The organism is Streptomyces sp. NPDC001093 (assembly GCF_040298985.1).
Lineage (GTDB): Bacteria > Actinomycetota > Actinomycetes > Streptomycetales > Streptomycetaceae > Streptomyces.
In genome coordinates this window covers 23,088-47,394 of record NZ_JBEPBF010000076.1, presented here as the reverse complement: position 1 = coordinate 47,394, position 24,307 = coordinate 23,088, and the positions used below count along the sequence as shown (strand labels likewise).

Here is a 24,307-nt window from a genome sequence, read left to right as displayed (position 1 = left end):
AACTACGCCGCCCACCGCTACGGCTCCATCGACAACGTCAACTCCGCCTACTGAGCCGACGCACCCCAGCACCGGAAGGCCGGTGCCGGCAGCGACCACCGCTACCGGCACCGGCCTTCCCGCGCTCCGGACGGTCAGGTGTCGTCCGGCGTGCCGAGGCCGGTCAGGGCGCCCACCGGGTCCAGGTCGGGTGTACCGCGGGGCCACCAGTCGTCCTTACCCGGCTCCGACTCGTACGCGTACCACAGGCCGTCGCGACCGAGCCGGAGCTGGACGTGGCCGCGCGGATGAGTGAGGCGGTTGCGCCAGGGGCGGAACGCCGGGAGGTCGGCGGCGAGCAGCAGCGGGCGGGCCCGGTCGAAGCGGCCGGCCGGCGGGTCCCACGGCTCCTCCAGCACGGCCAGCCCGGCGGCCCCGCCCTGGCGCCAGGCCGCGACGGCCCGCGCGAGGTCCCCCGAGGTGCGGCCGACGGCCGTGGCGAGCGTGGCGTACAGGGTGCGGGTGGTGGCCGTGAGGCCGGAGCCGGGGCGGGCGGCGGCCAAGCGCACCGCGTCCTGCCACAGGGTCAGCTCGCCCACCGGGTCGCGTCCGGTGCCGAGCAGCGCGTGGGCGCGGGCGGCGGCGTCGGTCGCGAGCTGGTCCAGCGCGAAGGGGTCCGGGCCACCGGGCGCCGCCGGATAGACCGGGGGCTGCTCGGGATGCGGGGGTACCGGCAACGGCGGAGGCAGCGGCGGGAGTTCACGCGGGACGAGGGCGTCGGCGGCGCGTACGCCCGGCAGGGACTCCGGCTGCCGCTCCTGGGCGGCGCGGGCCGCGCGGGCGGCGCTGCGCCGGGACAGCGCGTCGAGCAGGCTCCGCTCGCCCCGGCCGCGCAGCAGGAGCAGTACGAACGGGTCGGCGTCGAGCAGCCGCGCCGTCTGGTAGCAGAGCGCCGCCGCGTGCTTGCAGGGGTGCCCGGAGTCGGGGCAGCTGCAGCGCGGCACGAGGTCGCCGGGACCGGGCAGCAGGGGCACACCGCAGTCGGCGAGGGACTGGGGCAGTTCCTTGTCGAGCAGCGCGGCGATGTGCCCCGGCCGGTCGGCGGCCGCGTCCAGGAAGCGCGCCCAGTCCGTGTCCTCCAGCGTGCGGACCCGCACCTGCACCCGGTACGGGCGGGGCCGGCTTCCGCGGACGTACGCCAGGACCAGCCCCGGGGTCACGGTGATCGCGTCGACGTGCCCCTGGTCGGCATAACCGCGGCCCCGTGCCACCCTCTTGGGGTCCAGCGCGCCCTGCTCCAGCGCGGCCACCCAGGCGTTGCCCCACCAGGTCCCGGCGAACGGCGCGCCCTCGTCGGTGGCCTCACGGGGCGCGAACTCGGGGAAGGTACGACGCAGTTCGGAGTCGCGGTGGGGGGTGCCCATGGTGGCGGGCACGTGGGGGGACGCGACTGCGGGGGCGGGTCGGCCCGGGACGGTGTCGTCTCGGGTGGCGGGGGTGGTGGAGGTGATGGGAGCGGATGCGGCGGGGAGTGCGCGGGGGTACGCCGACTCGTCCCGCGCCGGTCCCGGACCGGCGGGAGCGGGGGCCGGTTCGGCGGGGTTGGGGTCCGGTTCGGCGGGAGTGGTGACACCGGGGGGTCCGGTGGTGTCGGCGTCGGTACTGTCGCCGCCACCGTTGGTGTCCGTGCTCGGGGTCTCGTCCTCCGGGGTGTCGGACCACACCGGCATCCGGAAGGCGTCGGCCAGGTAGCGCCGCATGTCCTGAGCGGCCTTGATACGGGGGGCCGGGGAGTCCGGCCCGGGGACGGCAGCGGTACGCGATGCCGGGGAGCCGGAGCCACCGGTCGCGCGCGGCCCGCGTCGGGTACGGCCCTCCTGCGACCGCCGGCCACGCGCGGCAGCCTCCTCCGCCTCGGCCTCGGCACGCAGCGCCTCCCGGCGGGCGGACCGGAGTGCCTCACGGGCCACATCGGCGGGACGCCCCGCGGGCCCTTGCGCACCGGCGGCCTCGGACACATCTCGATCCCCCGCACGGGCAACCCCGGACCCGCCTCGGTCACCCGCACCAACCGCCCCGGACGCATCCTTGGCATCTGCACGGGCAGCCCCGGGCACATCCCGGGCATCCACGCCGGCAGCCCTGGGCACGCCCCGGGCATCCGCACCCGCACCCGCACCCGCACCCGCACCCGCAGCACCGAACACGACCCGGGCATCAGCCCCGGCAGCCCCGGAGTCGTCCCGCTCACCCGCACGGCCGGACCGCCCCGTGGCGCCGCGCCCGCCTTCGTCGGCAGAGCGCGCCATGGCGCCGAGCACTCCTCCTTCAGCAGACCGTGCCGGAGCGCCTGTTGTCCTGCCGTCAGCCGGTGCGGCGGAGTCGCTGGTCCCGTCCGCCGTGTCGTCCGTGCCCGACCGGGCGGGCAGAGTCGACCTGGCCGACCGGAGGGCGGCCCGCGCGACGTCCGCGGGCCTCGGCTCCGCGGCGCCGGCCCGGTCGTCCCCGCGCCCGGACACCGCCTGCCGCGGCAGAGTCTCCTCCCGCCCTGCTGCCGCCCTCCCGGACCTGGCCGGCCCGGCGCCTGCCTGTTCGCATCCCATCCGCTCGGCGCCGTTTTGTTCGCACCCGGCTGGTTCGCTCACGGCCTGTTCGCGCCCAGCGCACTCGGCCCCAGCCCACTCGGCCCCAGCCCGCTCAGCTCCCGCAGCTTCGGGTTCGGCCCGTCCGGTCTCCGCCCGCTGCCGGGCCTCCCGTAGGGCTCGGCGGGCGGCGTCGGCGGGGCGCTGCTCACCGCGTTCTCGGCGTTCCCCATCCGTCATGACTGCCGCCGCAGTGAGACGAGGTCGGACAGCTCGCGGTCCGTCAGTTCGGTGAGCGCCGCCTCGCCGGAGCCGAGGATGGCGTCGGCCAGGGCGCGCTTGGCGGTGAGCATCTCGGCGATGCGGTCCTCGACCGTGCCCTCGGTGACCAGGCGGTGGACCTGGACCGGCTGGGTCTGGCCGATGCGGTACGCGCGGTCGGTGGCCTGTTCCTCGACCGCCGGGTTCCACCAGCGGTCGAAGTGGATGACATGGCCCGCGCGGGTGAGGTTCAGGCCGGTGCCGGCGGCCTTCAGGGAGAGCACCAGGACCGGGGTCTCGCCGCTCTGGAAGCGGTCGACCATGCGCTCGCGTTCCGGGACCGGGGTGCCGCCGTGCAGCAGGTCCACCGGGATCGCGCGGGCGGACAGGTGCGCGGCGATGAGGCGGGCCATGCCGACGTACTGGGTGAAGACCAGCGCCGAGCCGTCCTCGGCGAGAAGGGTGTCCAACAGCTCGTCCAGCAGGGCGAGTTTGCCGGAGCGGGCCACGAGCCGGTCGGCGTGCGCCTCCTCCTTCAGGTACAGCGCCGGGTGGTCGCAGATCTGCTTCAGGGCGCCCAGAAGTTTCAGCACCAGGCCCCGGCGGGCGATGCCCTCGGCGGTCTCGATGGCCAGCATCGACTCGCGCACCACCGCCTCGTACAGCGCGGCCTGCTCGCGGGTGAGCGGCACCGGGTGGTCGGTCTCGGTCTTGGGGGGAAGCTCGGGCACGATGCCGGGGTCGGACTTCTTGCGGCGCAGCAGGAACGGCCGGACCAGGCGGGCGAGGCGGTCCGTGGCCTCCTGGTCCTCGCCGTTCTCCACCGCGCGGGCGTGCCGGGCGCGGAAGGACTTCAGGGGGCCGAGGAGTCCGGGAGTGGTCCAGTCGAGCAGGGCCCACAGTTCGGAGAGGTTGTTCTCCACGGGGGTGCCGGTCAGCGCCACGCGCGCGGGGGCCGGGATGGTGCGCAGCGCCTTGGCGGTCGCCGAGTAGGGGTTCTTCACGTGCTGGGCCTCGTCTGCCACGACCATGCCCCAGGGCTGTTCGGCCAGGCGGGGGGCGGTGGAGCGCATGGTGCCGTACGTGGTGAGGACGAACCCGCCGTCGAGGCCGTCCAGGGTGCGGTCCGGGCCGTGGAAGCGGCGGACCGGGACGCCGGGTGCGAAGCGGGTGATCTCGCGCTGCCAGTTGCCGAGCAGGGAGGCCGGGCAGACGACGAGGGTCGGTTCGGTGCGGGCGCGTTTCAGGTGCAGGGCGATGAGCGTGACCGTCTTGCCGAGGCCCATGTCATCGGCGAGGCAGCCGCCGAGGCCGAGGGTGGTCATGAGGTCCAGCCAGGCCAGACCGCGCAGCTGGTAGTCGCGGAGGGTGGCGGCGAGGCCCGCGGGCGGGTCGGCGGGGCGCAGGCCCGCCGTGAGCCGGTCGCGGAGAGCGGCCAGCGTGCCGACCGGCACGGCCTCGACACTCTCGCCGTCGATGTCAGCGGTGCCGGTGAGCGCCACGGACAGCGCGTCGACCGGGTCGAGCAGGCCCAGTTCGCGCTTGCGGGCCTTGCGGACGAGGGCCGGGTCGACCAGCACCCAGCTGTCCCGCAGCCGTACCACCGGGCGGTGGGCCTCGGCCAGAGCGTCCATCTCGGCCTCGCTGAGCGGGTCCCCGCCGAGCGCCAACTGCCAGCGGAACTGGAGCAGTTCCTCGCTCTCGAAGAAGCCGGTGCCGTCGGTCGCCGAGCCGGGCGCCGGGCGGACCACCGCCGCGGCCGTGAGGTCGCGGGCGAGGTCGCGGGGCCAGTGCACGGCGACCCCGGCGGCGGCCAGGCGGGTGGCCGCCACGCCGAGCAGTTCGCCCAGCTCCTCCTCGGACAGGGCCAGCACATCGGGCACGTCCTGTTCGGCGAGCCGGTCCAGGGGCGGCCACACGCGGGCCGCGCGCCGCACGGCGAGGGCGGCGTCCACCCGCGAGCGGGGCCCGAACGCCGTGTCGGCCTCCCCCGCCCACAGAGCCGCCGCGTCGGCCACCAGGGTGGGGTCGGCGAGGCTGTGCACCTGCACGATGGCCGCGCCGGCGTTCCTCGGTCCGGTCGGCTGCGGGGCGCTCGCGCCGGTGTCGAAGACGTCGTACGCGGACAGGTCCAGGCGGAGCGAGATCCGCACGCCCGCGTCCATGCCGGCGGCGACCTCGGCCGCCCATTCGTGGGCCTGGGGCAGCGCCACGGGCTCCCGGGCGGCGAAGGGCCGGCCGGCGGTGTACGGGGCGGCCGGGGTGCGGGGCAGGGTGTCGGCGACCGCGTCCAGGAAGGAGCGGATCAGGGCCTCCGGCTCGGGCAGCCGGAGCGGCCCTGGGTCCGGGAGCGGCACGGCGTGGCCCTCCGGGGGCAGGGCGGCGGCGACCGCGCGCAGGTGGGCGATGTCGGCGGGCTCCAGCGGGCCCGCCCGCCAGGCGTCATGGCCTGCCGGGGTCAGGCCCGGCAGCAGGCGGCCGCGGGCGACCAGTCGCAGCGCGTGCAGCGCGGCGGCGCCCCAGCAGGCCGTGGCCGGATGGGCGGCCGGGTCGCGGCGGGCCCGGACCAGCAGCGGCAGGGCATCGGCGAGCGGCAGGGTCAGCGCGGGCACCTGCCTGCGGCGCACGCCCGCACCGTGGCGTCGTACGACCGTGATCTCGGCGGTGTCGCCCTCGACGGATCCGCCCTCGGGGTCCCAGAAGGCGATGCGGCCCTCGCGTGGGAGGGGCGCCGGAAGGTACACGGACGCGAGGCGCACCGGGACCTGGTCCCCGGCCCGCCCGGAGCCTGCCGTGCGCTCGGCCACCGCGGCCGTGCCTGCGCTCATACGTCCTGCCACCTCCCGCCCATGCGTCGGATCAGATGTCTTCGACTCTACGGGCGGGGTCTGACAATCGGCCCCGGGACCGGCCGGGGCCTGCGGCTACGGGACCGTGCGGGAGACGACGTAGACCACCGGGTTCTTCGGGTCGGTCATGTTCACGACCACGTCCTGGGTCGGCGCCGGGTTCTTCTGCTCGTGGGTCAGTCCCCACCAGGGGCCGGGGCCGGTGAAGCGCCAGCCGCTGACCCTCTGGTCGCGGGCGCCGATGGCGATGTCGCCCTTCTTCAGCTCGTCCGGGCGTGCGCCCATGGTCTGCAGGAAGCTGTCCAGGCCGGCGGGGTTGGTGCGGAACTGCACGTAGAGCCGGCTGGTCCTCCAGTTGTTCGTCTCGTAGGAGGCGATGGAGTCGGCCGGGTGCGGGGCCGTCACCTGGTAGAGGCGGCTCTGCACCTTCGACGGCCCGCCCGGGGTCAGGCCGGTCGCCGAGTACTTCGCCTCCTTGTCCTTGCCGCTGTTGCGGCTCTGGTTCGCGGAGATCACCAGGTAGCCGGCCGGTACGCCGATCAGCAGGCCGATGATGAGCAGGGTGAGCGCGCGGCGCCTGGCCTTGTGCCGGGGGGCCTCGGCGGGGCGGCGCGGCTCGTCCGGCGGGGCGGCCTGGCGGGGCAGGGAGGCGGTCATGCGGTGTCCCGGTCGCGTCGGGCCTGGGTGTACCGCTCGTAGCGCTCGTACCGTTCCACCCGGCGGCGCTTGGCCCGGCGGAACCGGCGGGCGACCAGCCGGGCCAGGTCGGCTGCGCCCACCATGCCGGCCTCGGGGCCGAGCTGGGCGCGGGTGATGCGTGCCTCGGGGCGGTAGCCGCGGCCGGTGAGGTGGCGCTTGAAGGCGTCCCGGGCGGGGCCGATGAGCAGGTCGTCGGCGGCCGAGACCCCTCCGCCGATGACGAAGCAGGACGGGTCGAGGGCGGCGGCGAGGTTGGCGATGCCGACGCCGAGCCACTGGCCGATGTCCTGGAGCAGCTCGACGCACATCGCGTCGCCCTCGCGGGCCAGCTCGGTGATCATCGGGCCGGTGATGTCGGCGATCTGGCCCTTGACGTGCTCGATGATCCCGTACGCCACCGGGGAGTCGGCGGCGGCCAGCTCCTTGGCCTCGCGGACGAGCGCGTTGCCTGAGCTGTACTGCTCCCAGCAGCCGCGGTTGCCGCACGGGCAGCGGTGGCCGCCGGGCACGACCTGCATATGGCCGAACTCGCCGGCGACGCCGTACTTGCCGCGCTTGACCTGGCCGTCCTCCAGGATGGCGCCGCCGATGCCGGTGCCGAGCGTGATCATGACGAGGTGGTCCTCGCCACGCCCCGCTCCGAAGCGCCACTCCGCCCAGGCTGCGGTGTTGGCGTCGTTGTCCACGAGGACCGGCACGGACAGGCGACCGCTCAGGCGGTCGCGCAGCGGTTCGTTGCGCCAGGACAGGTGGGGGGCGAACAGGACGCGGTTGCGGTCGGCGTCGACCCAGCCGGCCGCACCGATGCCGACCGCGTGCACGTCGTGCCGGTCGGACAGGTCCAGGACCAGTTCGACGATGGTGTCCTCGACGACCTTGGGGCTCTTGGACTTGTCCGGGGTCTCGGCGCGGAGCTTCTCCAGGATGTTGCCGTCGGCGTCCACGACGCCCGCCATGACCTTGGTGCCGCCGATGTCGATCCCCACCGTGGGCACGCGGGGTGCTGTCAGGTGGGAGCGGCGTTCCCTGGTGCCGACCGTACGGAGCACGGGGGCCCTGCGGGAGCCGATGGGGGCGGTGAGGTCGCGGTAGGTGCTCATCGTCTGTCGATTCTGCCTCACCACGGGTGTGGGTCGCGTACGGGACGGGAGAGGGGGGTGCGCGAGCGTCGCCGACCGCGGGTACGTCGTGGCTTGTCGCGCCCCGCGGCGGAGCCGCTGATCGATGCGGCCCCGCGCCCCTCAGCCACGCTGCAGTTCATGGCGCAGGGCGTCCAGGTCGGATCCTCCCGCCATCTGCCGGGTCAGCTCGTCCAGCGTGATCTCGTCCCGTGTGTGATTCCCCACCATCGTGCCCCTCCGCAACAGCACGAACCTGTCCCCCACCAGGTATGCGTGGTGCGGGTTGTGGGTGATCAGAACAACGCCCAGGCCCTCGTCGCGTGCCGCGGCCACATATTTCAGGACCACACCGGACTGCTTCACACCCAGTGCCGCCGTCGGCTCGTCCAGGACCAGGACCTTCGCCCCGAAGTGGACGGCGCGGGCGATCGCCACGCACTGGCGTTCGCCGCCGGAGAGGGTGCCGATGGGCTGGTCGACGTCCCGGAGGTCGATGCCCATGCGGAGCAACGCCTCGCGGGTGGTGCGGCGCATGAGGTCGGTGTCCAGGCGCTTGAAGGGGCCCTTGCCCTTGCGGGGCTCGGAGCCGAGGAAGAAGTTGCGCCAGACCGGCATGAGGGGGACCACCGCCAGGTCCTGGTGGACCGTGGCGATGCCGCGGTCCAGGGCCTGCCTCGGGGAGGAGAAAGTCGTCTCCTCGCCCTCGATGCTCAGGGTGCCGCCGTCGTGCCGGTGCAGACCCGCGACGATCTTGATCAGGGTGGACTTGCCGGCTCCGTTGTCACCGAGGACGCAGGTGATCTCGCCGGGGTGGACCTCCAGCGAGACACCTTCGAGGGCGCGGACGGTGCCGTAGTGCTTGCTGACGCCGGTCAGCTCGACGAGAGTCACTTGTTGGCCTCCGCGCGCTTCTTGACCCAGGCGTTGAGCAGGGTCGCGAGGAGCAGCATCGCTCCGAGGAAGAACTTGAACCAGTCGGGGTTCCACTCGGCGAAGACGATGCCCTTGCTCGTCATGCCGAAGAGGAGGGCGCCCACGGCGGAGCCGATCGCACTGCCGTAGCCGCCGGTGATCAGGCAGCCGCCGATCACGGCCGCGATGATGTAGATCAGCTCGTTGCCGACGCCCTCGCCGGACTGGACGGCGTCGAAGGAGAAGAGCAGGTGCTGGCCGGAGATCCAGGCGCCGAACGCCACGCCCATGTAGAGGCCGATCTTGGTCCTGGCGACCGGGACGCCGACCGCGCGGGCCGCGTCCTGGTTGCCGCCGACGGCGAAGATCCAGTTGCCGGCGCGGGTGCGCAGCAGGATCCAGGAGGCGAGGGCGACCAGGCCCAGCCACCACAGGATCGTGACCTTGAAGTCGACGCCGCCGACGGTGAGGGTCGAGGCGAAGAGCGCGTGGGCGGAGCGGAAGCCCTCCATGTCCCCGACGGTCTTCGTCGACACCGTGCCGTCGATCAGCTTGGTGAAGCCCAGGTTCATGCCCGTCAGCATCAGGAAGGTACCCAGCGTGACGATGAAGCTGGGCAGCCTGGTGCGGGTGAGCAGGAAGCCGTTGAAGGCGCCGACGGCGAGGGTGACCAGCAGGGACACGCCGACGCCGACCCAGGTGTTCGCCGTCATCTGGTAGCTGAACATCGAGGACACCAGCGCCGAGGACGTCACCAGGACACCGGCCGACAGATCGAACTCGCCGCCGATCATCAGCAGCGCCACCGGTACGGCCATGATGCCGATGGTCGAGGAGGCGTACAGGACCGTGCTGAGGCTGGAGGCGTTGAGGAAGCCGTCGGCGGCGAAGGCGAAGAAGACGAGGACGGCGAGCGCGCCGACCACCGAGCCCAGTTCCGGCCGGGCGAGCAGTTTCTTCAGCGGCGAGCCCTGCAGAATCCTTTCATCAGCGGCCGCGCTCATCGGGTGCCCCGCTGGGTGTACGCGGCCAGCGCGGAGGCCTGGTCCCTGGTGATGATCTGCGGGCCGGTGAGCACCGGCTTGCCGCCGCCGAGGACGTCGCCGTTGTACTTGTAGGCCCACAGCAGGTCGACCGCCTCGTAGCCCTGGAGATACGGCTGCTGGTCCACGGCGAAGCCGAGGGTGCCGTTCTTCAGCTCGGCGGCGACCTGGGCGTTGAGGTCGAAGGTGTCGATCTCGGCCCTGCTGCCCGCGTCGCTCTTCGCCTTCACGGCGGTGTCGGCGTACGGCGCGCCGAGGGTGACGACGGAGTCGATGGACCTGTCGGCCTGGAGCTTGGCCTCGATGCCGGACTGGACGTCGGGCATGTCGGTGCCGTTGACGTAGAGCTTCTGCAGGATGCCGTGGAAGGTCCTGGCGACGCCGTCGCAGCGCTGTTCGTGCCCGACGTTGCCCTGCTCGTGCAGCACGCACAGGGCCCTCTTCTTCCCGCGCCTGTTCAGCTCGTCTCCGACGGCCTCGCCGGCGATGGTCTCGTCCTGGCCGATGTGGGTGAGGGCGCCGAAGGCCTTGGACTCCTCGGAGCCGGAGTTCACCGTGATGACCGGGATGCCGGCCTTCTCGGCGCGGGCCAGGGCAGCCTTCATGGCGTCGGGCTTGGCGAGGGTGACGATGATGCCGTCGACCTTCTTGTCGACCGCCGCGTCCACGAGCTGCGCCTGCTGCTGCGCCTGGTCATCGTGCGAGTACAGGAAGTTGATGTTGTCCTTGACGGCGGCCTGCCTGGCGCCGCTCTGCACGATGTCCCAGAAGGTGTCGCCGTCTCCCGAGTGGGTGATCATCGCGAAGGTCCAGCGCGGCGTGTTCACCGCCGCTCTCCCCTGGGCCGCGGCGGCCCTGCGGGCATCCTCGGCCCGCTTGCCTCCGGTGCTGCTGCACGCCGCGAGGGACAGCGAAAGTGCCCCTGTCAGCGCAATGACCGCCCAGGTCCTGAACCGTGCCACGAGGCAGTGCCCCTTCTTGCTGTGTTCGTACGTACGGAAGGGGCCGGTGATCAGCTCAGCGGCCCCAAACGCTCCAGTATCGAACACGGGTGACACTCATGACACAGCCGGGGAGCACCGGCCCGGCCGATTGTCCGGACATTGCGACGAACGCGGGTCCCGGTCAGGGCCGGACGAGCAGCTGGAACTCGAAGGAGTAGCGGGTCGGGCGGTAGGTGTGGTCGCCGAACTCGACCGCGCGGCCGGTGTCGTCGAAGGTGGTGCGCTGCATGGTGAGCAACGGCGCGCCCTCGGCCTCGGCGAGCCGCTCGGCCTCGGCCTCCGTGGCACCGCGGGCGCCGATGGACTGACGGGCGCTGTGCAGGGTGATCCCGGCCGAGCGCATCAGCCGGTACAGGCCGGTGGCCTCCAGCTGGCCGGTTTCCAGGTCGAGCAGGCCGGGCGGGAGATGGTTGATCAGGTACGCCATCGGCTCGCCGTGCGCGAGGCGCAGCCGCTCGATGCGGTGCACATCGCTGCCCTCGGGGACGCCGAGCGCGGCGGCGACCTCGGCGGAGGCCGGTACGACGGTGTTGACCAGCACCTTGGTCGCGGGGCGCTGGCCGGCGGCCTCCAGGTCGTCGTACAGACTGCTCAGCTCCAGCGGGCGCTTGACCTGGCTGTGCACCACCTGCGTGCCGACGCCGCGGCGGCGCACGAGGAGCCCCTTGTCGACGAGGGACTGGATGGCCTGGCGGACGGTCGGCCGGGACAGACCGAGCCGCGCGGCCAGCTCGATCTCGTTGCCCAGCAGGCTGCCCGGGGTGAGGCTGCCGTGCTCGATGGCGGCTTCGAGCTGCTGGGAGAGCTGGAAGTACAACGGCACCGGGGAGCTACGGTCCACGTGGAGGTCGAGCGACACGGTGGGGTCCACATCTGGTTTCGGCACGGGCCCGAGCGTAGCCCTGTGGTCGGTTGACGGGAAGTTGTGTAGTCCGATTGTCCGGACATACGCATTGACAGCGTACGGGCTCCGCCCTCACTTTGTTTCCATGCGCATCGGGGTCATCGGTACGGGCCGCATCGGCACCCTTCACGCCAGAACGCTGAGCCGTCACCGCGACGTCGGGTCGCTGATCCTGACGGACACGGATCCGGCCCGGGCACAGGGACTGGCACACCGGCTGGGCGAGACGGCGGCGCCGGGTGTGGACGAGATCTTCAAGTGGGGCGTGGACGCGGTGGTGATCACCACGGCGACGTCGGCGCACGCCGAACTGATCGGTCGGGCAGCCCGCTCGGGCCTGCCGGTCTTCTGCGAGAAGCCGATCGCGCTCGACCTGCCGGGCACGGTGCAGGCGCTCGCCGAGGTGGAGACGGCGGGCACGATCCTGCAGATGGGGTTCCAGCGGCGCTTCGACGCGGGATACGCCGGCGCCCGAGAGGCCGTGCGCTCGGGACGCCTCGGCCGGCTGCACACCGTGCGCGCGATGACCTGCGACCAGTCCCCTCCCCCGGCCGACTGGCTCCCGCTGTCCGGCGGGCTGTTCCGGGACACGCTGATCCACGACTTCGACGTGCTGCGATGGGTGACGGGCCGTGAGGTGGCCGACGTCTACGCCACCGGGTCCGACGCCGGGCCCGCGATGTTCCGCGAGGCCGACGACGTCGGCACGGGCGCGGCGCTGCTCACGCTGGACGACGGCACGCTCGCCACGGCCACGGCGACCCGGCTGAACGGCGCCGGGTACGACGTGCGCATGGAGCTGGCCGGGGAGGCGGACACGGTCGTGGTCGGCCTGGACGACCGTACGCCGCTCGCGTCCACCGAGCCGACCGGGCCGCCGCCCGCGGACAAGCCGTGGCCGGGCTTCCTGGAGCGGTTCGGGCCCGCGTACGAGGCCGAGCTGAACGCCTTCGTGGAGGTGGTGCGCGGCGAGCGCCCCAACCCGTGCGACGGCCACGAGGCCCTGCAGGCCCTGCGGGTGGCCGAGGCCTGCGAGGTCTCCCGCCGCGAGCGACGCCCGGTGTCCCTCACGGAAATCCCGGACCGGGCACAGCTGTCGCGAGGGTGACGCCGGGGCCGCGTACGACCGAGACCCCGGGCCTCGCACGAGCGATACGGCGGGCCACGCACGGGCGTTGCAGCCCACGCCGCGCACGACCGTAGCCGCCGGCTCCGCCTAGGACCGTTACTGCGGGCGCCACGCGCAACCGAAGTCACCCGCGCCGCGCACGACCATTGCCGCCGACTCCGCCAACACCTGCCGCGCCGCGGGCTACGCCTGCGAACGTGGCCGCGGCTCGCGCAGGGCTGGTCTCAGAGGCCGTTCACCAGCGCACCGGAAGGGTGCGCATCCCTCTCATCAGCAGGCCGGGCAGCCACTCGCCCGACGTGCCGTCGAGCGCGAGGCCGGGGGCGCGCTCCAGGAGGGCGCCGATGGCCGTGCGGCCCTCCAGGCGCGCCAGGGGTGCGCCGAGGCAGTAGTGGATGCCGTGGCCGAAGGCGAGGTGGCCGCGGGTGTCGCGGCGGATGTCGAACCGGTGCGGTTCGTCGTAGCGCTCGCCGTCGCGCTGGGCGGCGGTGAGGCTGATCACCACATGGGTGCCCTTCTCGATGGCGGCGCCGGCGATCTCCAGGGGCTCGGCGGCGAACCGGTAGGTGGCGCTCTGCACCGGGCCCTCGTAGCGCAGCATCTCCTCGACGGCGCCGTCCAGGAGGCTCATGTCGGCGCGGAGGGCCGCGAGTTGGCCGGGGTGGGTCAGGAGGGCGTGGACGCCGTTGCCGATGAGGTTGACGGTGGTCTCGTGGCCGGCGACCAGCAGCAGGAAGGCCATGCCGCGCAGTTCCTGCGCGGAGAGCCGGTCGCCGTCCTCTGCGGTGGTGCGGATCAGATCGCTCAGCAGGTCGTCCGTCGGACCCGAGGAGCGCTTGTCCTCGATCAGCTCGGTGAGGTACTGGCCGAGGCGGACGATCGCGTCGTACCCCGTCTGTTCGCTGGTCGGCGCGACCACCTCCGTGGACATCGCGCGGAACTCCTCGCGGTCCATGCCCGGCACGCCGAGGAGTTCGCAGATGACGGTGATCGGCAGCGGGTAGGCGAGGGAGGCGATGAGGTCGGCGCGGCCGGCCGGGAGCATCTCGTCCAGCAGTTCGTCGGTGATCTGCTGGATCCGCGGGCGCAGCTGCTCCACCCGGCGCATCGTGAACGCGCGGGTGACGAGGCCGCGCAGGCGGGTGTGCTGGGGCGGATCGGTGGCCAGCAGATGCTTGCCGATCATCTCCTGGTCCATGACGGTCACGCCGATCTTGGCCGTGTCCTTGGCCAGCCGGTTGTCGGCGAGGGCCGCCCGCGCCTCCTCGTACCCGACGACCAGCCAGGCCTCGTCCTCCCAGCCCGGCAGCCGGACGCGGTGCACGGGGCCCTGCTCGCGCAGCCGGGCGTACACCGGATGCGGATCCGTGCGCAGCGCGTCCCCGAACTCCCCCAGATCAACCACGTCTTGCCTGCCCATCGCTCCCCTTCCGGACTCCCCCGAGGCACACCGGGCATCCCCGGCACCAGGACAACGCGCGGCGCAGGCGCTTAGTGCCCGTCCTCCTCGAGGAGTCCGGCGTCGTACGCCAGCAACGCGATCTGGACCCGGTTGCCGAGGCCGAGCTTGGCGAGGACGCGGGAGACGTGCGTCTTGACGGTGGCCACGCTCATGAACAGCTCGGTGGCGATCGCCGCGTTGGCGAGGCCGCGGCCGACGGCGACGGCGACCTCGCGCTCGCGGTCGTTGAGGACGGCGAGCCGTTCACGCGCGCGTGCCTGGCGCGCGTCGGCGGCGCCGCCGGCCGCGTGCCGCATCAACTGCCGGGTGACGGCGGGCGACAGCACGGGGTCGCCGGCCGCGACCCGGCGCACGGCGTCGACGATCTCGGCGGGCGGGGTGTCCTTCAGCACGAATCCGGCGGCGCCCGCGCGCAGGGCGTGCAGCACCTGCTCGTCGGCGTGGAAGGTGGTGAGCACCACGACCTGCGGGGCGTCGGTCCGCGCGCGCAGCCGCTCGGTCGCGGTGAGCCCGTCCACCGACGGCATCCGGATGTCCATGAGGACGACGTCCGGCCGGGTGCGCGAGACGAGTTCCTCGGCCTGGGCGCCGTCCGCGGCCTCCCCGACGATCTCGATGTCCTCGGCCCCGCCGATCATCAGGGCCAGTCCGGCCCGTACGAGCGGGTCGTCGTCGACGAGGAGGAGTCTGATCGGCGTCATGGGGCTTACGTAATCACGGTTGCGCTGCCCGTGTTGCCCCCCTCGGCCCGCCGGGATCCACGGCCGGCCGGCCCAGGGGGGCCTCAGGCTGTGGGCCCGGTGCGGCCCCAGGGCAGCCAGGCCCGTACCTCGAACCCGCCGTCGGCCGTGCTGCCGTGCTCCAGCCGGCCGCCGGCCAGGGTCGCGCGCTCGGTGAGGCCGATCAGGCCCTGCCCGGAGCCGGGGACGGGCGTGGGCTCGGTGGTGGGCGGCGGGTTGGTGACCGTGACGGTCAGGCCCTCGCCCGGGGTGCCGGTGAGGCTCAGGGTGACCTCGGCGCCGGGGGCGTGTTTGCGGGCGTTGGTCAGGGCCTCCTGGGCGATGCGGTAGGCGGTGCGGCCGACGGAGGCGGGTACGGCGGCCGGGTCGGCGACGTGGTGCTCCAACGTGACCTTCATGCCGGCCTCGCGGCACTCGGCGACGAGGGCGTCCAGCGCGGCCAGCGTCGGCTGGCGCCGTTCCCCGGCCGCGTCGTCGGACTCGCCGGCCCGCAGCACGCCGATGATCTCCCGCAGGTCCTGGAGCGCCTCGTGCGCGCTCTCCCGGATCACTCCGGCGGCCCGGGCGACCTCCTCGCGGGGCGCGTCCGGCCGGAACTCCAGCGCGCCCGCGTGCACGCTGAGCAGGGTGAGCCGGTGGGCGAGGACGTCGTGCATCTCGCGGGCGATGGCCTCGCGGGCGAGCCGCTGCGCCTGCTCGGCGCGCAGCCGCGCCTCGGTCTCCGCGCGCCGGGCCCGCTCGCGCAGGCTGAGCAGCAGCAGCCGCTTGGAGCGCACGAACATGCCCCAGCCGATGACGGAGACGGCGAGCAGCACAACGAACACGACGGAAGCCGCGAAGGGCACATCGGGGTCGGGGCGCAGCCAGTAGTAGACGGGTACGAGGGCGAGGTCGGCGCCGCCGATCCAGGCGACGTAACGGAAGGGCCGGTGCACGGCCAGCGTGAACAGGGCGACCGCGCCGGCCCCGCCCGCCGTGGAGGACACGAAACCGACGACGACCATCGCGACGGCGAGGCCGACCGGCCAGCGGCGGCGCAGCCAGACGGCAACGCAGGACAGGGCGCCCAGCACCACGTCGGCGACGGCCAGGCCACCGGGCACGTCCTCCTGGCGAAGGGTGGCGGCGGACGCCAGGAAGAGGAACACGGCCAGCAGGAAGCAGCAGGTGTCGACGGCCCAGTCCCGTGCGGTGCGCCGGGGCCGCCGGCCTGCCGGGGCGGAGTCCGGGTCGAGCCCGTGCAGCAGGGCGGAGGGCAGCATCCACCGGCGGGGCCACGCTCCGCGCGCCACGGTGTGGTCGAGCTCGTTCTCTGTCACGGTCGACAAATCTATGCAGGGCGCGGGGGTGCCGGCCGCCCGGCAGGGGTTGATCGGCTACCAAAGTCGCGGACTCGTCGACTTTCGGCGGCCCCACCGGGTGAGCCGTGCCGAGCGTCACCGCCTGACCGGACACCGGACGGCAGCGGGCCGCCGGGGCATCCCCGGCGGCCCGCTCGTGCGTGCGTGGGACCTGTGGCGCTGTTCCCTGGAGTCCTGTCGTCGTCCGGCTCAGCAGCCGAAGTCGATCAGGTTGAACGTGGCGTAGTGGTCGGAGGTGTAGTAGTCCTCCTGGGACTGCTCGCCGGTGACGATGCGCCGGGCACCGCGCGTGGGGGAGCCGGGTGTGATCACCGTGTACTCGTGGTAGTAGCCGGAGGACTCGCTGGGCAGGACGCCCTCACGGTTGGTGAAGACGGTGCCGTCCTGCGAGTACGGGTACGGGCCGCCCTGGGCGATCAGGTCCAGGGTGTCGTGGGCCTGCGACGGCAGGGCGCCGTAACAGATGCTGCCGACCGACGAGGCTGCGGCGTCCGCCGTGGTGGCCGAGACGGTGCCGCCCACGAGAAGGGCGGACAGGAGCGCGGCTGCGGCGCCGATGCGAGTGGGGTGTGGGGGGAATCTCATGTCTTCATGATGACGCGCGTAGACGTTGGCATGTCAACGACAAGGTTGAAGATTTTCCCATGAAGTCCGAGGAGTTTTCGGGAAGTTAACCTGCCGCCCTGCGCCCCCACGCGGTCCCCACAAGCACCAGCGCACCGCCCGCGAGAGCGAGCGCGCCGAGCCGTTCCCCACCGAGGGCGATACCCGCCGCGGCGGCCCACAACGGCTCGGTGCCGAGCAGCAGCCCCACCCGGGACGGGGAGGTACGGCGGACCGCCCACATCTGCACGAAGAAGGCGAACACCGTGCACAGCGCGGTCAGGAACAGCAGCCCCGCCCAGTCCCGGGCCCCGAACCCGGCCGCGACCGACCAGGGCGCCGGACCACCCGAGGCGGCCGACAGCAGGGCGAAGACGGCGACGGACGCGCCGAGTTGGACCGTGGTGAGCGGCAGCGCGCCGGCGCCCTGGACGGCCCTGAGCCGGGACATGGCGAGGACGTGCAGGGTGCGGGCGAGCGCGGCGAGCAGCATCAGCAGGTCGCCGGTGCTCGGCCGGGTGAAGCCGCCGCCCTGGGTGAGCAGGACGACGCCGAGCACCGACAGCAGCGCCGCGCCGAGGAAGGCCGGGGTGGGCCGGGTGCGGGTGACGGCGGCCTCGGCGAGCGGGGTGAAGACCATGGTGAGGCTGATGATCAGACCGGCGTTGGTCGCCGAGGTCTGCACCACGCCGTACGTCTCCAGCAGGAAGATCCCGCTGAGGATCAGCCCGAGCAGGGCCGCGCCGCGCCACTGGGCGCCGGTGAGCGCCCGCAGGGCCCGGCGTCCGGAGACGGCCAGTACCGGCACGGCCGGCGCGAACCGCAGCACGAGCACGGCGAGGACCGTGCGGGCGGTGGTGATGTCCTTGGCCGCGAGATAACTGCCGCCCCAGCAGACGGCGACGAGCAGGACGGGCAGGTCGGTGTGCCAGGCACGGCGGGGCGCGACGGTGGCACCCGGTACGGCGATCGACGACATGGGGCGGCTCTCCCGGTCTCCGAAAGGGAGGTGCGGAGACGTCGGCGGCTCGCACGGGCGCGATCACCGTACCGGCGGAGACGATCTTCGGCCAGGGGTTTGTGCGCGCGTCCCGGGCGCCTTCAGCAGCGCCTCGGGCGTCCCTTCTCGCCGCGCCTCACGCGCCTTCCGGGAGTTCGTACGACCCGTACTGCGGGTCGCCCGCCAGGTCGTACGACTGGATGGACACGCCCGCGCCGGTGACGCGGCCGTCGGTGTGGCGGAAGCCGGTGGGGACCGCGCCCTCGGCGAACAGGCGGCGGCCGGCGCCGAGGACCACCGGGAAGGTCAGCAGGTGGAGGGTGTCGAGGAGCCGGAGGTCGATCAGGGAGCGGACCAGGGCGCCGCTGCCGTGGATCTGCAGTTCGCCGTCCGTGCGCTCCTTCAGGGCCTGCGCCTCCTTGGCGAGGTCGCCGCCGAGCACGGTGGTGCCGGACCACTGGGGAGCCTGGAGGGTGGAGGAGACGACGTACTTCGGGAGCCTGTTGAGGCGGGACGCGATCGGGTCGGCAGGGTCGGTCACCTTCGGCCAGTAGGAGGCGAAGATGTCGTAGGTACGGCGGCCGAGCAGGAAGGCGCCGGCGCGGTCGAAGACCTCGGCGATGAACCGGCCGAAGTCGTCGTCGCCGTACGGAAAGCTCCAGCCGCCCTGGGCGAAGCCGCCGCTGGTGTCCTCCTGGGGGCCGCCGGGCGCCTGGTACACGCCGTCGAGGGTGACGAAGACGGTGGAGACGAGCTTGCCCATGGCGGTGCCTTCTTCCGGGTGCGGGGTCTTTCGGTCATCAGGTCAGACCCCGCACGCACCCGCAACTCATCGGCCCCCGTGCGCCACCTCGGTGGCTCAGCCGGCGTGGGTGGAGAACAGTCCGCCGGTCGGGCCCTGCTTGTCGCCGCCCTGGGCCTTCTTCAGGGCGTTGGCGAGGCTCTCGATGGTGAGGGACTGCAGGATCACCCGGCCGTTGCCCTCCAGGGTGGCCAGGGACAGGCCCTCGCCGCCGAACACGGCGTTCATGATCCCCTGGCGGTTGAGGCCGCCGACGCGCTGGACGCCGTACTGGATGCCCTCCTCGAAGGCGACCACACAGCCGGTGTCGACCTCGATGCGGCCGCCGAAGTCCGCCGGGTTGAGGTCGATGAAGTTGCCCGCGCCGGCGATGATCACCGTGCCGTACCCGGTGAACTTCTCCAGGATGAAGCCCTCGCCGCCGCTCATGCCGGTGCGGGCGCCCGCGAAGGCGATGCCGAAGTCGACGGTGGACTCGGCGGCCACGAAGGCGTCCTTCTCGGCGAACCAGGCGCGCGTGCCGTCGAGTTCCAGGGCCCGCATTTCGCCCGGGAGCACGCCCGCGAAGCCGACCGTGCCCTCACCGCCCTGGGAGGTGAAGTACTGGAACGCCAGCGACTCGCCCGCGAGCATGCGCTGGCCGACCTGCATGGCGGTGCCCATGGCCTGGCGCAGCAGGCCGCCCATGCCGCCGCTGCCGCCGCCCTGTCCCTGCTGCCCGCCGTTTCCGGACGGGCTGGACAGCCGCGTCTCCATGGTTACGTTCGTCGTCTTGAACAGGAACTTTCCGGCCTCGCAGTACACGGTCTGGCCGGGCTGCAGGTTGACGACCGCCATCTGCATGGCGTTGCCGACGATCTCTTGCTGAAGGGTCACGCGGGAAGAACGCGGGAGACGGACCCGTAAGTTCCAGGGGGCCGGGAAACGGATCCGTGTGGGTGACGCGCGGGGCGCCCCGGTGCTGTCCGGGCCGGGGCGCCCCCCGCGGGCAGGAGGTGGGTCAGCCGCCCAGTTCCTGGTGCCGGGCGGCGAGGCCGGCCGCGCCCTGCTCGGTCAGGGAGCCGTACAGGCGCAGGCGGGAGATGCCGCCGTCGGGGAAGATGTCGATCCGCGCGTGCGTGCCGACCGCGGGCTTGGGGAGCACGAACCGGTGGTTGGTGTCGGGCTGGAGGCGGGTGCGCGGGAGGATCTCCGTCCAGTCGCCGTGCTCGCCGTCCTTCACGGACACCGACGCCCAGCCGGCGCTGTTGCCCTTCAGATAGGCCGTGTCGATCTCGATCGCGCGGATCTGCGACTGGGCGGCCAGCTGGTAGCGGATCCAGTCGTTGCCCTGGTCGCGGCGGCGGCGGGTCTCCCAGCCGTCGTCCATCTTGCGGGAGCGGCCCGGCTGGATGGTGTTGGTGGCCGGGGAGTAGAAGAGGTTGGAGGCGTCCTCGACCCGGCCGCCGTTCTCCAGGGCGACGACGTCGAAGGTGCCGAGGACGGCCAGCCACTCGGGGTCCGGGACGACCTCGCCGTACACGCGCAGGCGCGCGATGCCGCCGTCGGGGTGCTGGTTGACGCGCAGGTGGGTGAAGCGCTGCTCGACGGAGACGGCGAAACCGTTCGCCGCGTGGCCGCCGACGGCGGTGCGGGGGACGACGGTCGTCCACTTCACGTCCTCGCCCAGCAGCTCCTCCGGGGACGGCGAGCCGGGTACGGACGTGCCCTCGACGGAGACCGCCTGCGGGTAGTTGCCGCGGAAGTGGGCGGTGTCGACGACGATCCCGCGGATCACGCCGGGCGCGCCGAGGCGGACCAGCGCCCAGTCGTGGTCCTCGGCCGTCGGCCAGGGGTGTTCGGCACGGGCGCCGCGCCGGCGGCGGGTCTCCCAGCCGTCCATGACCTTGCCCTTGTGCCCGAAGTGCTCGGGGTCGAACTCGGCCGGCTCGGGCACCAGCAGGTTCTCCCGCTGGGCGAAGAACTCGTCGTTGGCGGCGATGACACCGGCGCCGAGCTGCCGGTCGGCGAGGTTGGCGTACTGGGTGAAGGGGAAGTCGGCGGTGCGGTAGTCCGCGTACGGGTCGCCGCCTCCGTAGGGGTTCGCGTCGCCGGTGAAGCGAGCCAGAGAAGATTGATGCAGCGCCGTCACGGTGATCAGGGGTTCCTTTCGGGAGTCGGCCGGTGCGGATGCGGAGGGTGGCTTACCGGGGGCGGGCGAGCAGCGCGCCCTTCGGCTCGGTGAACTCGCCGTCCGCGACGATGCGTTCGCCGCGCAGCCAGGTGGACTTCACGACGCCGTACAGGGTCTTGCCCGCGTACGCGGTGACCCGGTTGCGGTGCTGGAGGCCGGCCGGGTCGACGGTGAAGGTCTCTTCGGGGGCGAGGACGGCGAAGTCGGCGTCGCGGCCGGGGGCGATGGCGCCCTTGCAGGCGTCGAGGCCGACCAGGGCGGCGGTCTTCGCGGACATCCAGCGCACGACGTCCTCCAGGCCGTGACCACGCGCGCGTGCCTCCGTCCACACGGCGGAGAGGCTGAGCTGGAGGCCGGAGATGCCGCCCCAGGCGGTGGCGAAGTCGTCGGTCTTCAGGTCGGCGGTGGAGGGCGAGTGGTCGGTGACCACGCAGTCGATGGTGCCGTCGGCCAGCGCCTCCCACAGCAGGTCCTGGTTGGCGGCCTCCCGGATGGGCGGGCAGCACTTGAACTCGCTGGCGCCGTCCGGGACTTCCTCGGCGGTCAGGGTGAGGTAGTGCGGGCAGGTCTCCACGGTGATCCGGACACCCTCGGCGCGGGCGGCGCGGATCAGCGGCAGCGCGTCGCTGGAGGACAGGTGCAGCACGTGCACGCGCGCGTGGAGGCGGCGGGCCTGCGCGACGAGGCCCGCGATGGCCGTGTCCTCGGCGTCGCGCGGGCGGGAGGCGAGGAAGTCGGCGTACCTGGGGCCGCCGTGCTGCGGGGCGGCGGCGAGGTGGTGCGGGTCCTCGGCGTGCACGATCAGCAGGCCGTCGAAGCCGGCGATCTCCGCCATGGCCTGTGCGAGCTGGTCCTGGTCGAGATGCGGGAACTCGTCCACACCGGACGGGGACAGGAACGCCTTGAAGCCGAAGACACCGGCGTCGTGCAGCGGGCGCAGGTCCTTGACGTTGCCGGGCAGGGCGCCGCCCCAGAAGCCGACGTCGATGTGCGCCTTGTCCGCGGCCACCGCCTGCTTCACGCGCAGGTGGTCGACGGTCGTGGTCGGCGGGAGGGAGTTGAGCGGCATGTCGACCAGCGTGGTGATGCCGCCGGCCGCCGCCGCGCGGGTGGCGGTCCAGAAGCCCTCCCACTCGGTGCGGCCCGGGTCGTTGACGTGCACGTGGGTGTCGACCAGGCCGGGCAGCAGGACGTGGTCGCCGAAGTCCTCCAGCCGCGCGCCGGCCGGGACCTGGGCGTCGTAGGGCAGGACGGCCGTGATCCTCCCGGCGGACACGGTGACCGTGGCGGCCCGCGTCCCTTCCGGAGTGATGACGCGCGTCGAGCGCAGGACCAGTTCAGCGTCGGACACCCGAACCCCTCTCTGTACCGCCGTTTTACGCCCCCGGAAAGGGGATTTACACGCACGTAACGGAATTCAACGTTCTGTTGAAGGAGTCTTCACTCCCGCCTCCCCGCCGTCAAGGGGCACACTTCCGGGCGACGCCCGACGGGCACCCACTCTGGACGTTTCCACAAAGCGGAATTAGAATTCCAGCAAGCAGAACGTAGCTACGCACAAGCCGGGAGTCAACCGGCTGCCGGGTAGGCTTCTCACCTCTTGCCAGTCCCGAAAGGAACGCGCCGTGCCGACGTCCAGCGCCAGCACCAACGACTCCGCCAAGCCCTCCGCCGCGGGCGGGGTCCAGTCCCTCGAGCGCGCCTTCGACCTCCTCGAGCGGATGGCGGACGCGGGTGGCGAGGTCGGCCTGAGCGAGTTGTCCGCGACCAGCGGGCTGCCGCTGCCGACCATCCACCGGCTGATGCGCACGCTGGTCGCCTGCGGGTACGTCCGTCAGCAGCCCAACCGGCGCTATGCGCTCGGCCCCCGGCTCATCCGGCTCGGCGAGTCCGCGTCCCGGCTGCTCGGCACATGGGCGCGGCCGTATCTCGCGCGGCTGGTCGAGGAGACCGGCGAGACCGCGAACATGGCGCTGCTCGACGGCGACGAGATCGTGTACGTGGCCCAGGTGCCGTCGAAGCACTCGATGCGGATGTTCACCGAAGTGGGCCGACGGGTGCTCCCGCACTCCACCGGCGTGGGCAAGGCGCTGCTGGCCGGCGTGCCGGACGACGAGGTGCGCGCCCTGCTGTCCCGTACGGGGATGCCGGCCGCGACGGAGAAGACGATCACCACACCCGAGGGTTTCCTCGCCGCGCTGGAGGACGTACGGCGGCTGGGGTACGCCGTGGACGACAACGAGCAGGAGATAGGGGTGCGGTGCCTCGCGGTGTCCGTGCCGGAGTCTCCGACGGCGGCGGCGATCTCCATCTCGGGGCCGGCGGGGCGGGTCACCGAAGAGGCCACCGAGAAGATCGTGCCGGTGTTGCAGCAGATCGCCCTCGAGCTGTCTCAGGCTTTGGCGAGTTCGGGCGCCTGAGAGCCCGGGGGGCCTGCGCCGCGGGCGGGTGCGGGTGGGAGTGCGGGTGTGTTGCGGCTTGACGCGCCCACGCGCTGGAGCCGCACAGGACATGCGGCCCCGCGCCTCCAGGCAGGCACAGCTAGCCCCTCTGCGTCGGTTCGCCGAAGAGATCCACCGCCTCCCGGACGCCCCTCAGACCCCTGGCCAGGGCACTCACGGAGCCGATGGCACCGGCGATCAGTAAAAGGGAGTTGCGCAGACGCGGGATCTCCGGTGAACCGCCGGAGGCCATCGCCGCCAGCGTCGCCAGTTCGTCCTCGGCTATGCCCCGGTCGGGGAAGTCGGACGGGAGCGCGGCGAGTTCGCGTCGCAGCCGGGACACCGCGGTCCGCAGTTCCGACACTCTCGGGTCCTCGTCGCTGCCGGTCACTGACCTCTGCCCCAAGCTCCGCAACACAGCCCTCCCCCTCACACTCCGTCGTGCGCGGGCCAGTAAACGCCACGGCGTCCGGGAGCGCCACAGGGCGGACCGAAATTCAGCCCAAGGAAAGCGGCCGCCGCGTCCCCCGTCAGGTATGCAGGACGCATGACCGACAACCATCGCGAGGAGGTCGCCGGGCTGCTGCTCGCCGCAGGCGGGGGCAGACGGCTCGGCGGGCGGCCCAAGGCGTTGCTGGAGCACCGGGGGCGCCCCCTGGTCGAGCACGCGGTCGGGGTGCTGCGCGCGGCCGGATGCGCGCGGGTGCACGTCGTACTGGGCGCGCGCGCCGGGGACGTGCGGGCGCGGGCCGATCTGAGCGGCTGCGTGCTCGTGGACAACCCCGACTGGGCCGAGGGCATGGGCTCCTCGCTGCGCACCGGCCTCGCCTCGCTGGGAGGCACGGGGGTGCGCGCCGCCCTGGTGAGCCTCGTCGACCAGCCGGGCATCGGGCCGGCGGCCGTGGCACGGGTGCTCGGCGCCTACGAGAACGAGAAATCGCTGGTCTCGGCCGCCTACGACGGCACCCGGGGTCATCCGGTGCTGTTCGGCGCGGCCCACTGGCCGGGCATCGCGGAGACCGCGACCGGGGATCGTGGCGCTCGCGCCTATCTGAAGGACCACGCGGCTCAGATCCGGCTCGTGGAGTGCGCGGACGTGGCCGAGCCGTACGACATCGACACCGAGGCCGACCTGCGCCACCTTGAGTGAAGGCGGTGGCACTGAGCGCCACCTTGCCTCGACTCAGAGAATCTCGACATCAACAAACCATTGAAGTTCCACAATGAGGAAACTACTATCCA

At 72.9% G+C, this 24,307-nt stretch carries 21 protein-coding genes; 3 read left to right on the top strand and 18 right to left on the bottom strand.

Annotated features, from left to right (window positions below; genetic code table 11):
• Positions 1 to 134: 134 nt before the first annotated feature.
• From ABT288_RS30770 to ABT288_RS30735, 8 genes are all read right to left on the bottom strand, one after another.
• Positions 135 to 1,997 carry an SWIM zinc finger family protein gene (locus ABT288_RS30770; RefSeq protein WP_351614549.1) on the bottom strand — a complete coding sequence of 621 codons (1,863 nt, stop codon included), beginning with the start codon at positions 1,995 to 1,997 and terminating at the stop codon, positions 135 to 137.
• 800 nt (positions 1,998 to 2,797) lie between these two features.
• Entirely contained in the window at positions 2,798 to 5,650 is a 2,853-nt protein-coding gene (locus tag ABT288_RS30765) for an SCO1167/SCO6262 family helicase (RefSeq protein WP_351614546.1), read from the bottom strand.
• Positions 5,651 to 5,746: 96 nt separating this feature from the next.
• Positions 5,747 to 6,328: a sugar kinase gene (locus tag ABT288_RS30760; RefSeq protein WP_351614544.1), complete on the bottom strand. Its 582-nt coding sequence runs from the start codon at positions 6,326 to 6,328 to the stop codon at positions 5,747 to 5,749.
• Entirely contained in the window at positions 6,325 to 7,470 is a 1,146-nt protein-coding gene (locus ABT288_RS30755; protein WP_351614541.1) for an ROK family glucokinase, read from the bottom strand. The genes ABT288_RS30760 and ABT288_RS30755 overlap by 4 nt, the downstream gene beginning before the upstream one ends.
• A gap of 141 nt (positions 7,471 to 7,611) precedes the next feature.
• On the bottom strand, positions 7,612 to 8,382 hold the full coding sequence (locus ABT288_RS30750) for an ATP-binding cassette domain-containing protein (RefSeq protein WP_351614539.1): 771 nt from the start codon (positions 8,380 to 8,382) through the stop codon (positions 7,612 to 7,614).
• On the bottom strand, positions 8,379 to 9,407 hold the full coding sequence (locus ABT288_RS30745) for an ABC transporter permease (protein WP_351614537.1): 1,029 nt from the start codon (positions 9,405 to 9,407) through the stop codon (positions 8,379 to 8,381). The genes ABT288_RS30750 and ABT288_RS30745 overlap by 4 nt, the downstream gene beginning before the upstream one ends.
• Positions 9,404 to 10,408 carry a sugar ABC transporter substrate-binding protein gene (locus ABT288_RS30740; protein ID WP_351614535.1) on the bottom strand — a complete coding sequence of 335 codons (1,005 nt, stop codon included), beginning with the start codon at positions 10,406 to 10,408 and terminating at the stop codon, positions 9,404 to 9,406. The genes ABT288_RS30745 and ABT288_RS30740 overlap by 4 nt, the downstream gene beginning before the upstream one ends.
• A 163-nt stretch (positions 10,409 to 10,571) precedes the next feature.
• A complete protein-coding gene (locus tag ABT288_RS30735; protein ID WP_351614557.1) occupies positions 10,572 to 11,309 on the bottom strand; it encodes a GntR family transcriptional regulator in 738 nt (245 codons plus the stop codon).
• Positions 11,310 to 11,439: 130 nt separating this feature from the next.
• On the opposite strand from ABT288_RS30735, the gene ABT288_RS30730 reads away from it, so the two are divergent.
• Complete coding sequence (locus ABT288_RS30730; RefSeq protein WP_351614532.1) at positions 11,440 to 12,462, top strand: Gfo/Idh/MocA family protein; 1,023 nt, start codon at positions 11,440 to 11,442, stop codon at positions 12,460 to 12,462.
• Between the two features lie 256 nt (positions 12,463 to 12,718).
• On the opposite strand, the gene ABT288_RS30725 is transcribed toward ABT288_RS30730, so the two are convergent.
• From ABT288_RS30725 to allB, 9 genes are all read right to left on the bottom strand, one after another.
• A complete protein-coding gene (locus ABT288_RS30725) occupies positions 12,719 to 13,903 on the bottom strand; it encodes a cytochrome P450 family protein (RefSeq protein ID WP_351614529.1) in 1,185 nt (394 codons plus the stop codon).
• A gap of 71 nt (positions 13,904 to 13,974) precedes the next feature.
• The gene (locus ABT288_RS30720) at positions 13,975 to 14,646 is read right to left on the bottom strand and encodes a response regulator transcription factor (protein WP_351614526.1); all 672 of its coding nucleotides are present in this window, start codon (positions 14,644 to 14,646) and stop codon (positions 13,975 to 13,977) included.
• An 83-nt stretch (positions 14,647 to 14,729) separates the two neighbouring features.
• A complete protein-coding gene (locus tag ABT288_RS30715) occupies positions 14,730 to 16,013 on the bottom strand; it encodes a sensor histidine kinase (protein WP_502972862.1) in 1,284 nt (427 codons plus the stop codon).
• 222 nt (positions 16,014 to 16,235) lie between these two features.
• Entirely contained in the window at positions 16,236 to 16,631 is a 396-nt protein-coding gene (locus ABT288_RS30710) for a ribonuclease domain-containing protein (protein WP_351614524.1), read from the bottom strand.
• Between the two features lie 85 nt (positions 16,632 to 16,716).
• On the bottom strand, positions 16,717 to 17,628 hold the full coding sequence (locus ABT288_RS30705) for a DMT family transporter (RefSeq protein ID WP_351614522.1): 912 nt from the start codon (positions 17,626 to 17,628) through the stop codon (positions 16,717 to 16,719).
• Between the two features lie 157 nt (positions 17,629 to 17,785).
• Positions 17,786 to 18,412 (bottom strand): dihydrofolate reductase family protein, encoded by a 627-nt coding sequence (locus ABT288_RS30700; RefSeq protein WP_351614520.1) that lies wholly within the window; start codon positions 18,410 to 18,412, stop codon positions 17,786 to 17,788.
• A 96-nt stretch (positions 18,413 to 18,508) separates the two neighbouring features.
• The gene (locus ABT288_RS30695; RefSeq protein WP_351614517.1) at positions 18,509 to 19,327 is read right to left on the bottom strand and encodes an AIM24 family protein; all 819 of its coding nucleotides are present in this window, start codon (positions 19,325 to 19,327) and stop codon (positions 18,509 to 18,511) included.
• Positions 19,328 to 19,451: 124 nt separating this feature from the next.
• Positions 19,452 to 20,591, bottom strand: a complete 1,140-nt coding sequence (alc, locus tag ABT288_RS30690; protein WP_450860879.1) for an allantoicase — start codon at positions 20,589 to 20,591, stop codon at positions 19,452 to 19,454.
• Between the two features lie 43 nt (positions 20,592 to 20,634).
• A complete protein-coding gene (allB, locus tag ABT288_RS30685) occupies positions 20,635 to 21,975 on the bottom strand; it encodes an allantoinase AllB (RefSeq protein ID WP_351614511.1) in 1,341 nt (446 codons plus the stop codon).
• 274 nt (positions 21,976 to 22,249) lie between these two features.
• On the opposite strand from allB, the gene ABT288_RS30680 reads away from it, so the two are divergent.
• Positions 22,250 to 23,044 (top strand): IclR family transcriptional regulator, encoded by a 795-nt coding sequence (locus ABT288_RS30680; protein ID WP_351614509.1) that lies wholly within the window; start codon positions 22,250 to 22,252, stop codon positions 23,042 to 23,044.
• 121 nt (positions 23,045 to 23,165) lie between these two features.
• On the opposite strand, the gene ABT288_RS30675 is transcribed toward ABT288_RS30680, so the two are convergent.
• Positions 23,166 to 23,483 (bottom strand): DUF5955 family protein, encoded by a 318-nt coding sequence (locus tag ABT288_RS30675; protein WP_351614506.1) that lies wholly within the window; start codon positions 23,481 to 23,483, stop codon positions 23,166 to 23,168.
• 129 nt (positions 23,484 to 23,612) lie between these two features.
• Here ABT288_RS30675 and ABT288_RS30670 point away from each other — a divergent pair, with 129 nt between their 5' ends.
• Positions 23,613 to 24,215: a nucleotidyltransferase family protein gene (locus tag ABT288_RS30670; protein ID WP_351614504.1), complete on the top strand. Its 603-nt coding sequence runs from the start codon at positions 23,613 to 23,615 to the stop codon at positions 24,213 to 24,215.
• Positions 24,216 to 24,307 lie beyond the last annotated feature (92 nt).

Excerpts from the sequence above, each read along its gene's own strand:
- ABT288_RS30765 (WP_351614546.1), bottom strand. The coding sequence starts at position 5,650 with ATGAGCGCAGGCACGGCCGCGGTGGCCGAGCGCACGGCAGGCTCCGGG.
- ABT288_RS30760 (WP_351614544.1), bottom strand. The coding sequence starts at position 6,328 with ATGACCGCCTCCCTGCCCCGCCAGGCCGCCCCGCCGGACGAGCCGCGC.
- ABT288_RS30755 (WP_351614541.1), bottom strand. The coding sequence starts at position 7,470 with ATGAGCACCTACCGCGACCTCACCGCCCCCATCGGCTCCCGCAGGGCC.
- ABT288_RS30745 (WP_351614537.1), bottom strand. The coding sequence starts at position 9,407 with ATGAGCGCGGCCGCTGATGAAAGGATTCTGCAGGGCTCGCCGCTGAAG.
- ABT288_RS30730 (WP_351614532.1), top strand. The coding sequence starts at position 11,440 with ATGCGCATCGGGGTCATCGGTACGGGCCGCATCGGCACCCTTCACGCC.
- ABT288_RS30725 (WP_351614529.1), bottom strand. The coding sequence starts at position 13,903 with ATGGGCAGGCAAGACGTGGTTGATCTGGGGGAGTTCGGGGACGCGCTG.
- ABT288_RS30720 (WP_351614526.1), bottom strand. The coding sequence starts at position 14,646 with ATGACGCCGATCAGACTCCTCCTCGTCGACGACGACCCGCTCGTACGG.
- ABT288_RS30710 (WP_351614524.1), bottom strand. The coding sequence starts at position 16,631 with ATGAGATTCCCCCCACACCCCACTCGCATCGGCGCCGCAGCCGCGCTC.
- ABT288_RS30705 (WP_351614522.1), bottom strand. The coding sequence starts at position 17,628 with ATGTCGTCGATCGCCGTACCGGGTGCCACCGTCGCGCCCCGCCGTGCC.
- ABT288_RS30700 (WP_351614520.1), bottom strand. The coding sequence starts at position 18,412 with ATGGGCAAGCTCGTCTCCACCGTCTTCGTCACCCTCGACGGCGTGTAC.
- ABT288_RS30670 (WP_351614504.1), top strand. The coding sequence starts at position 23,613 with ATGACCGACAACCATCGCGAGGAGGTCGCCGGGCTGCTGCTCGCCGCA.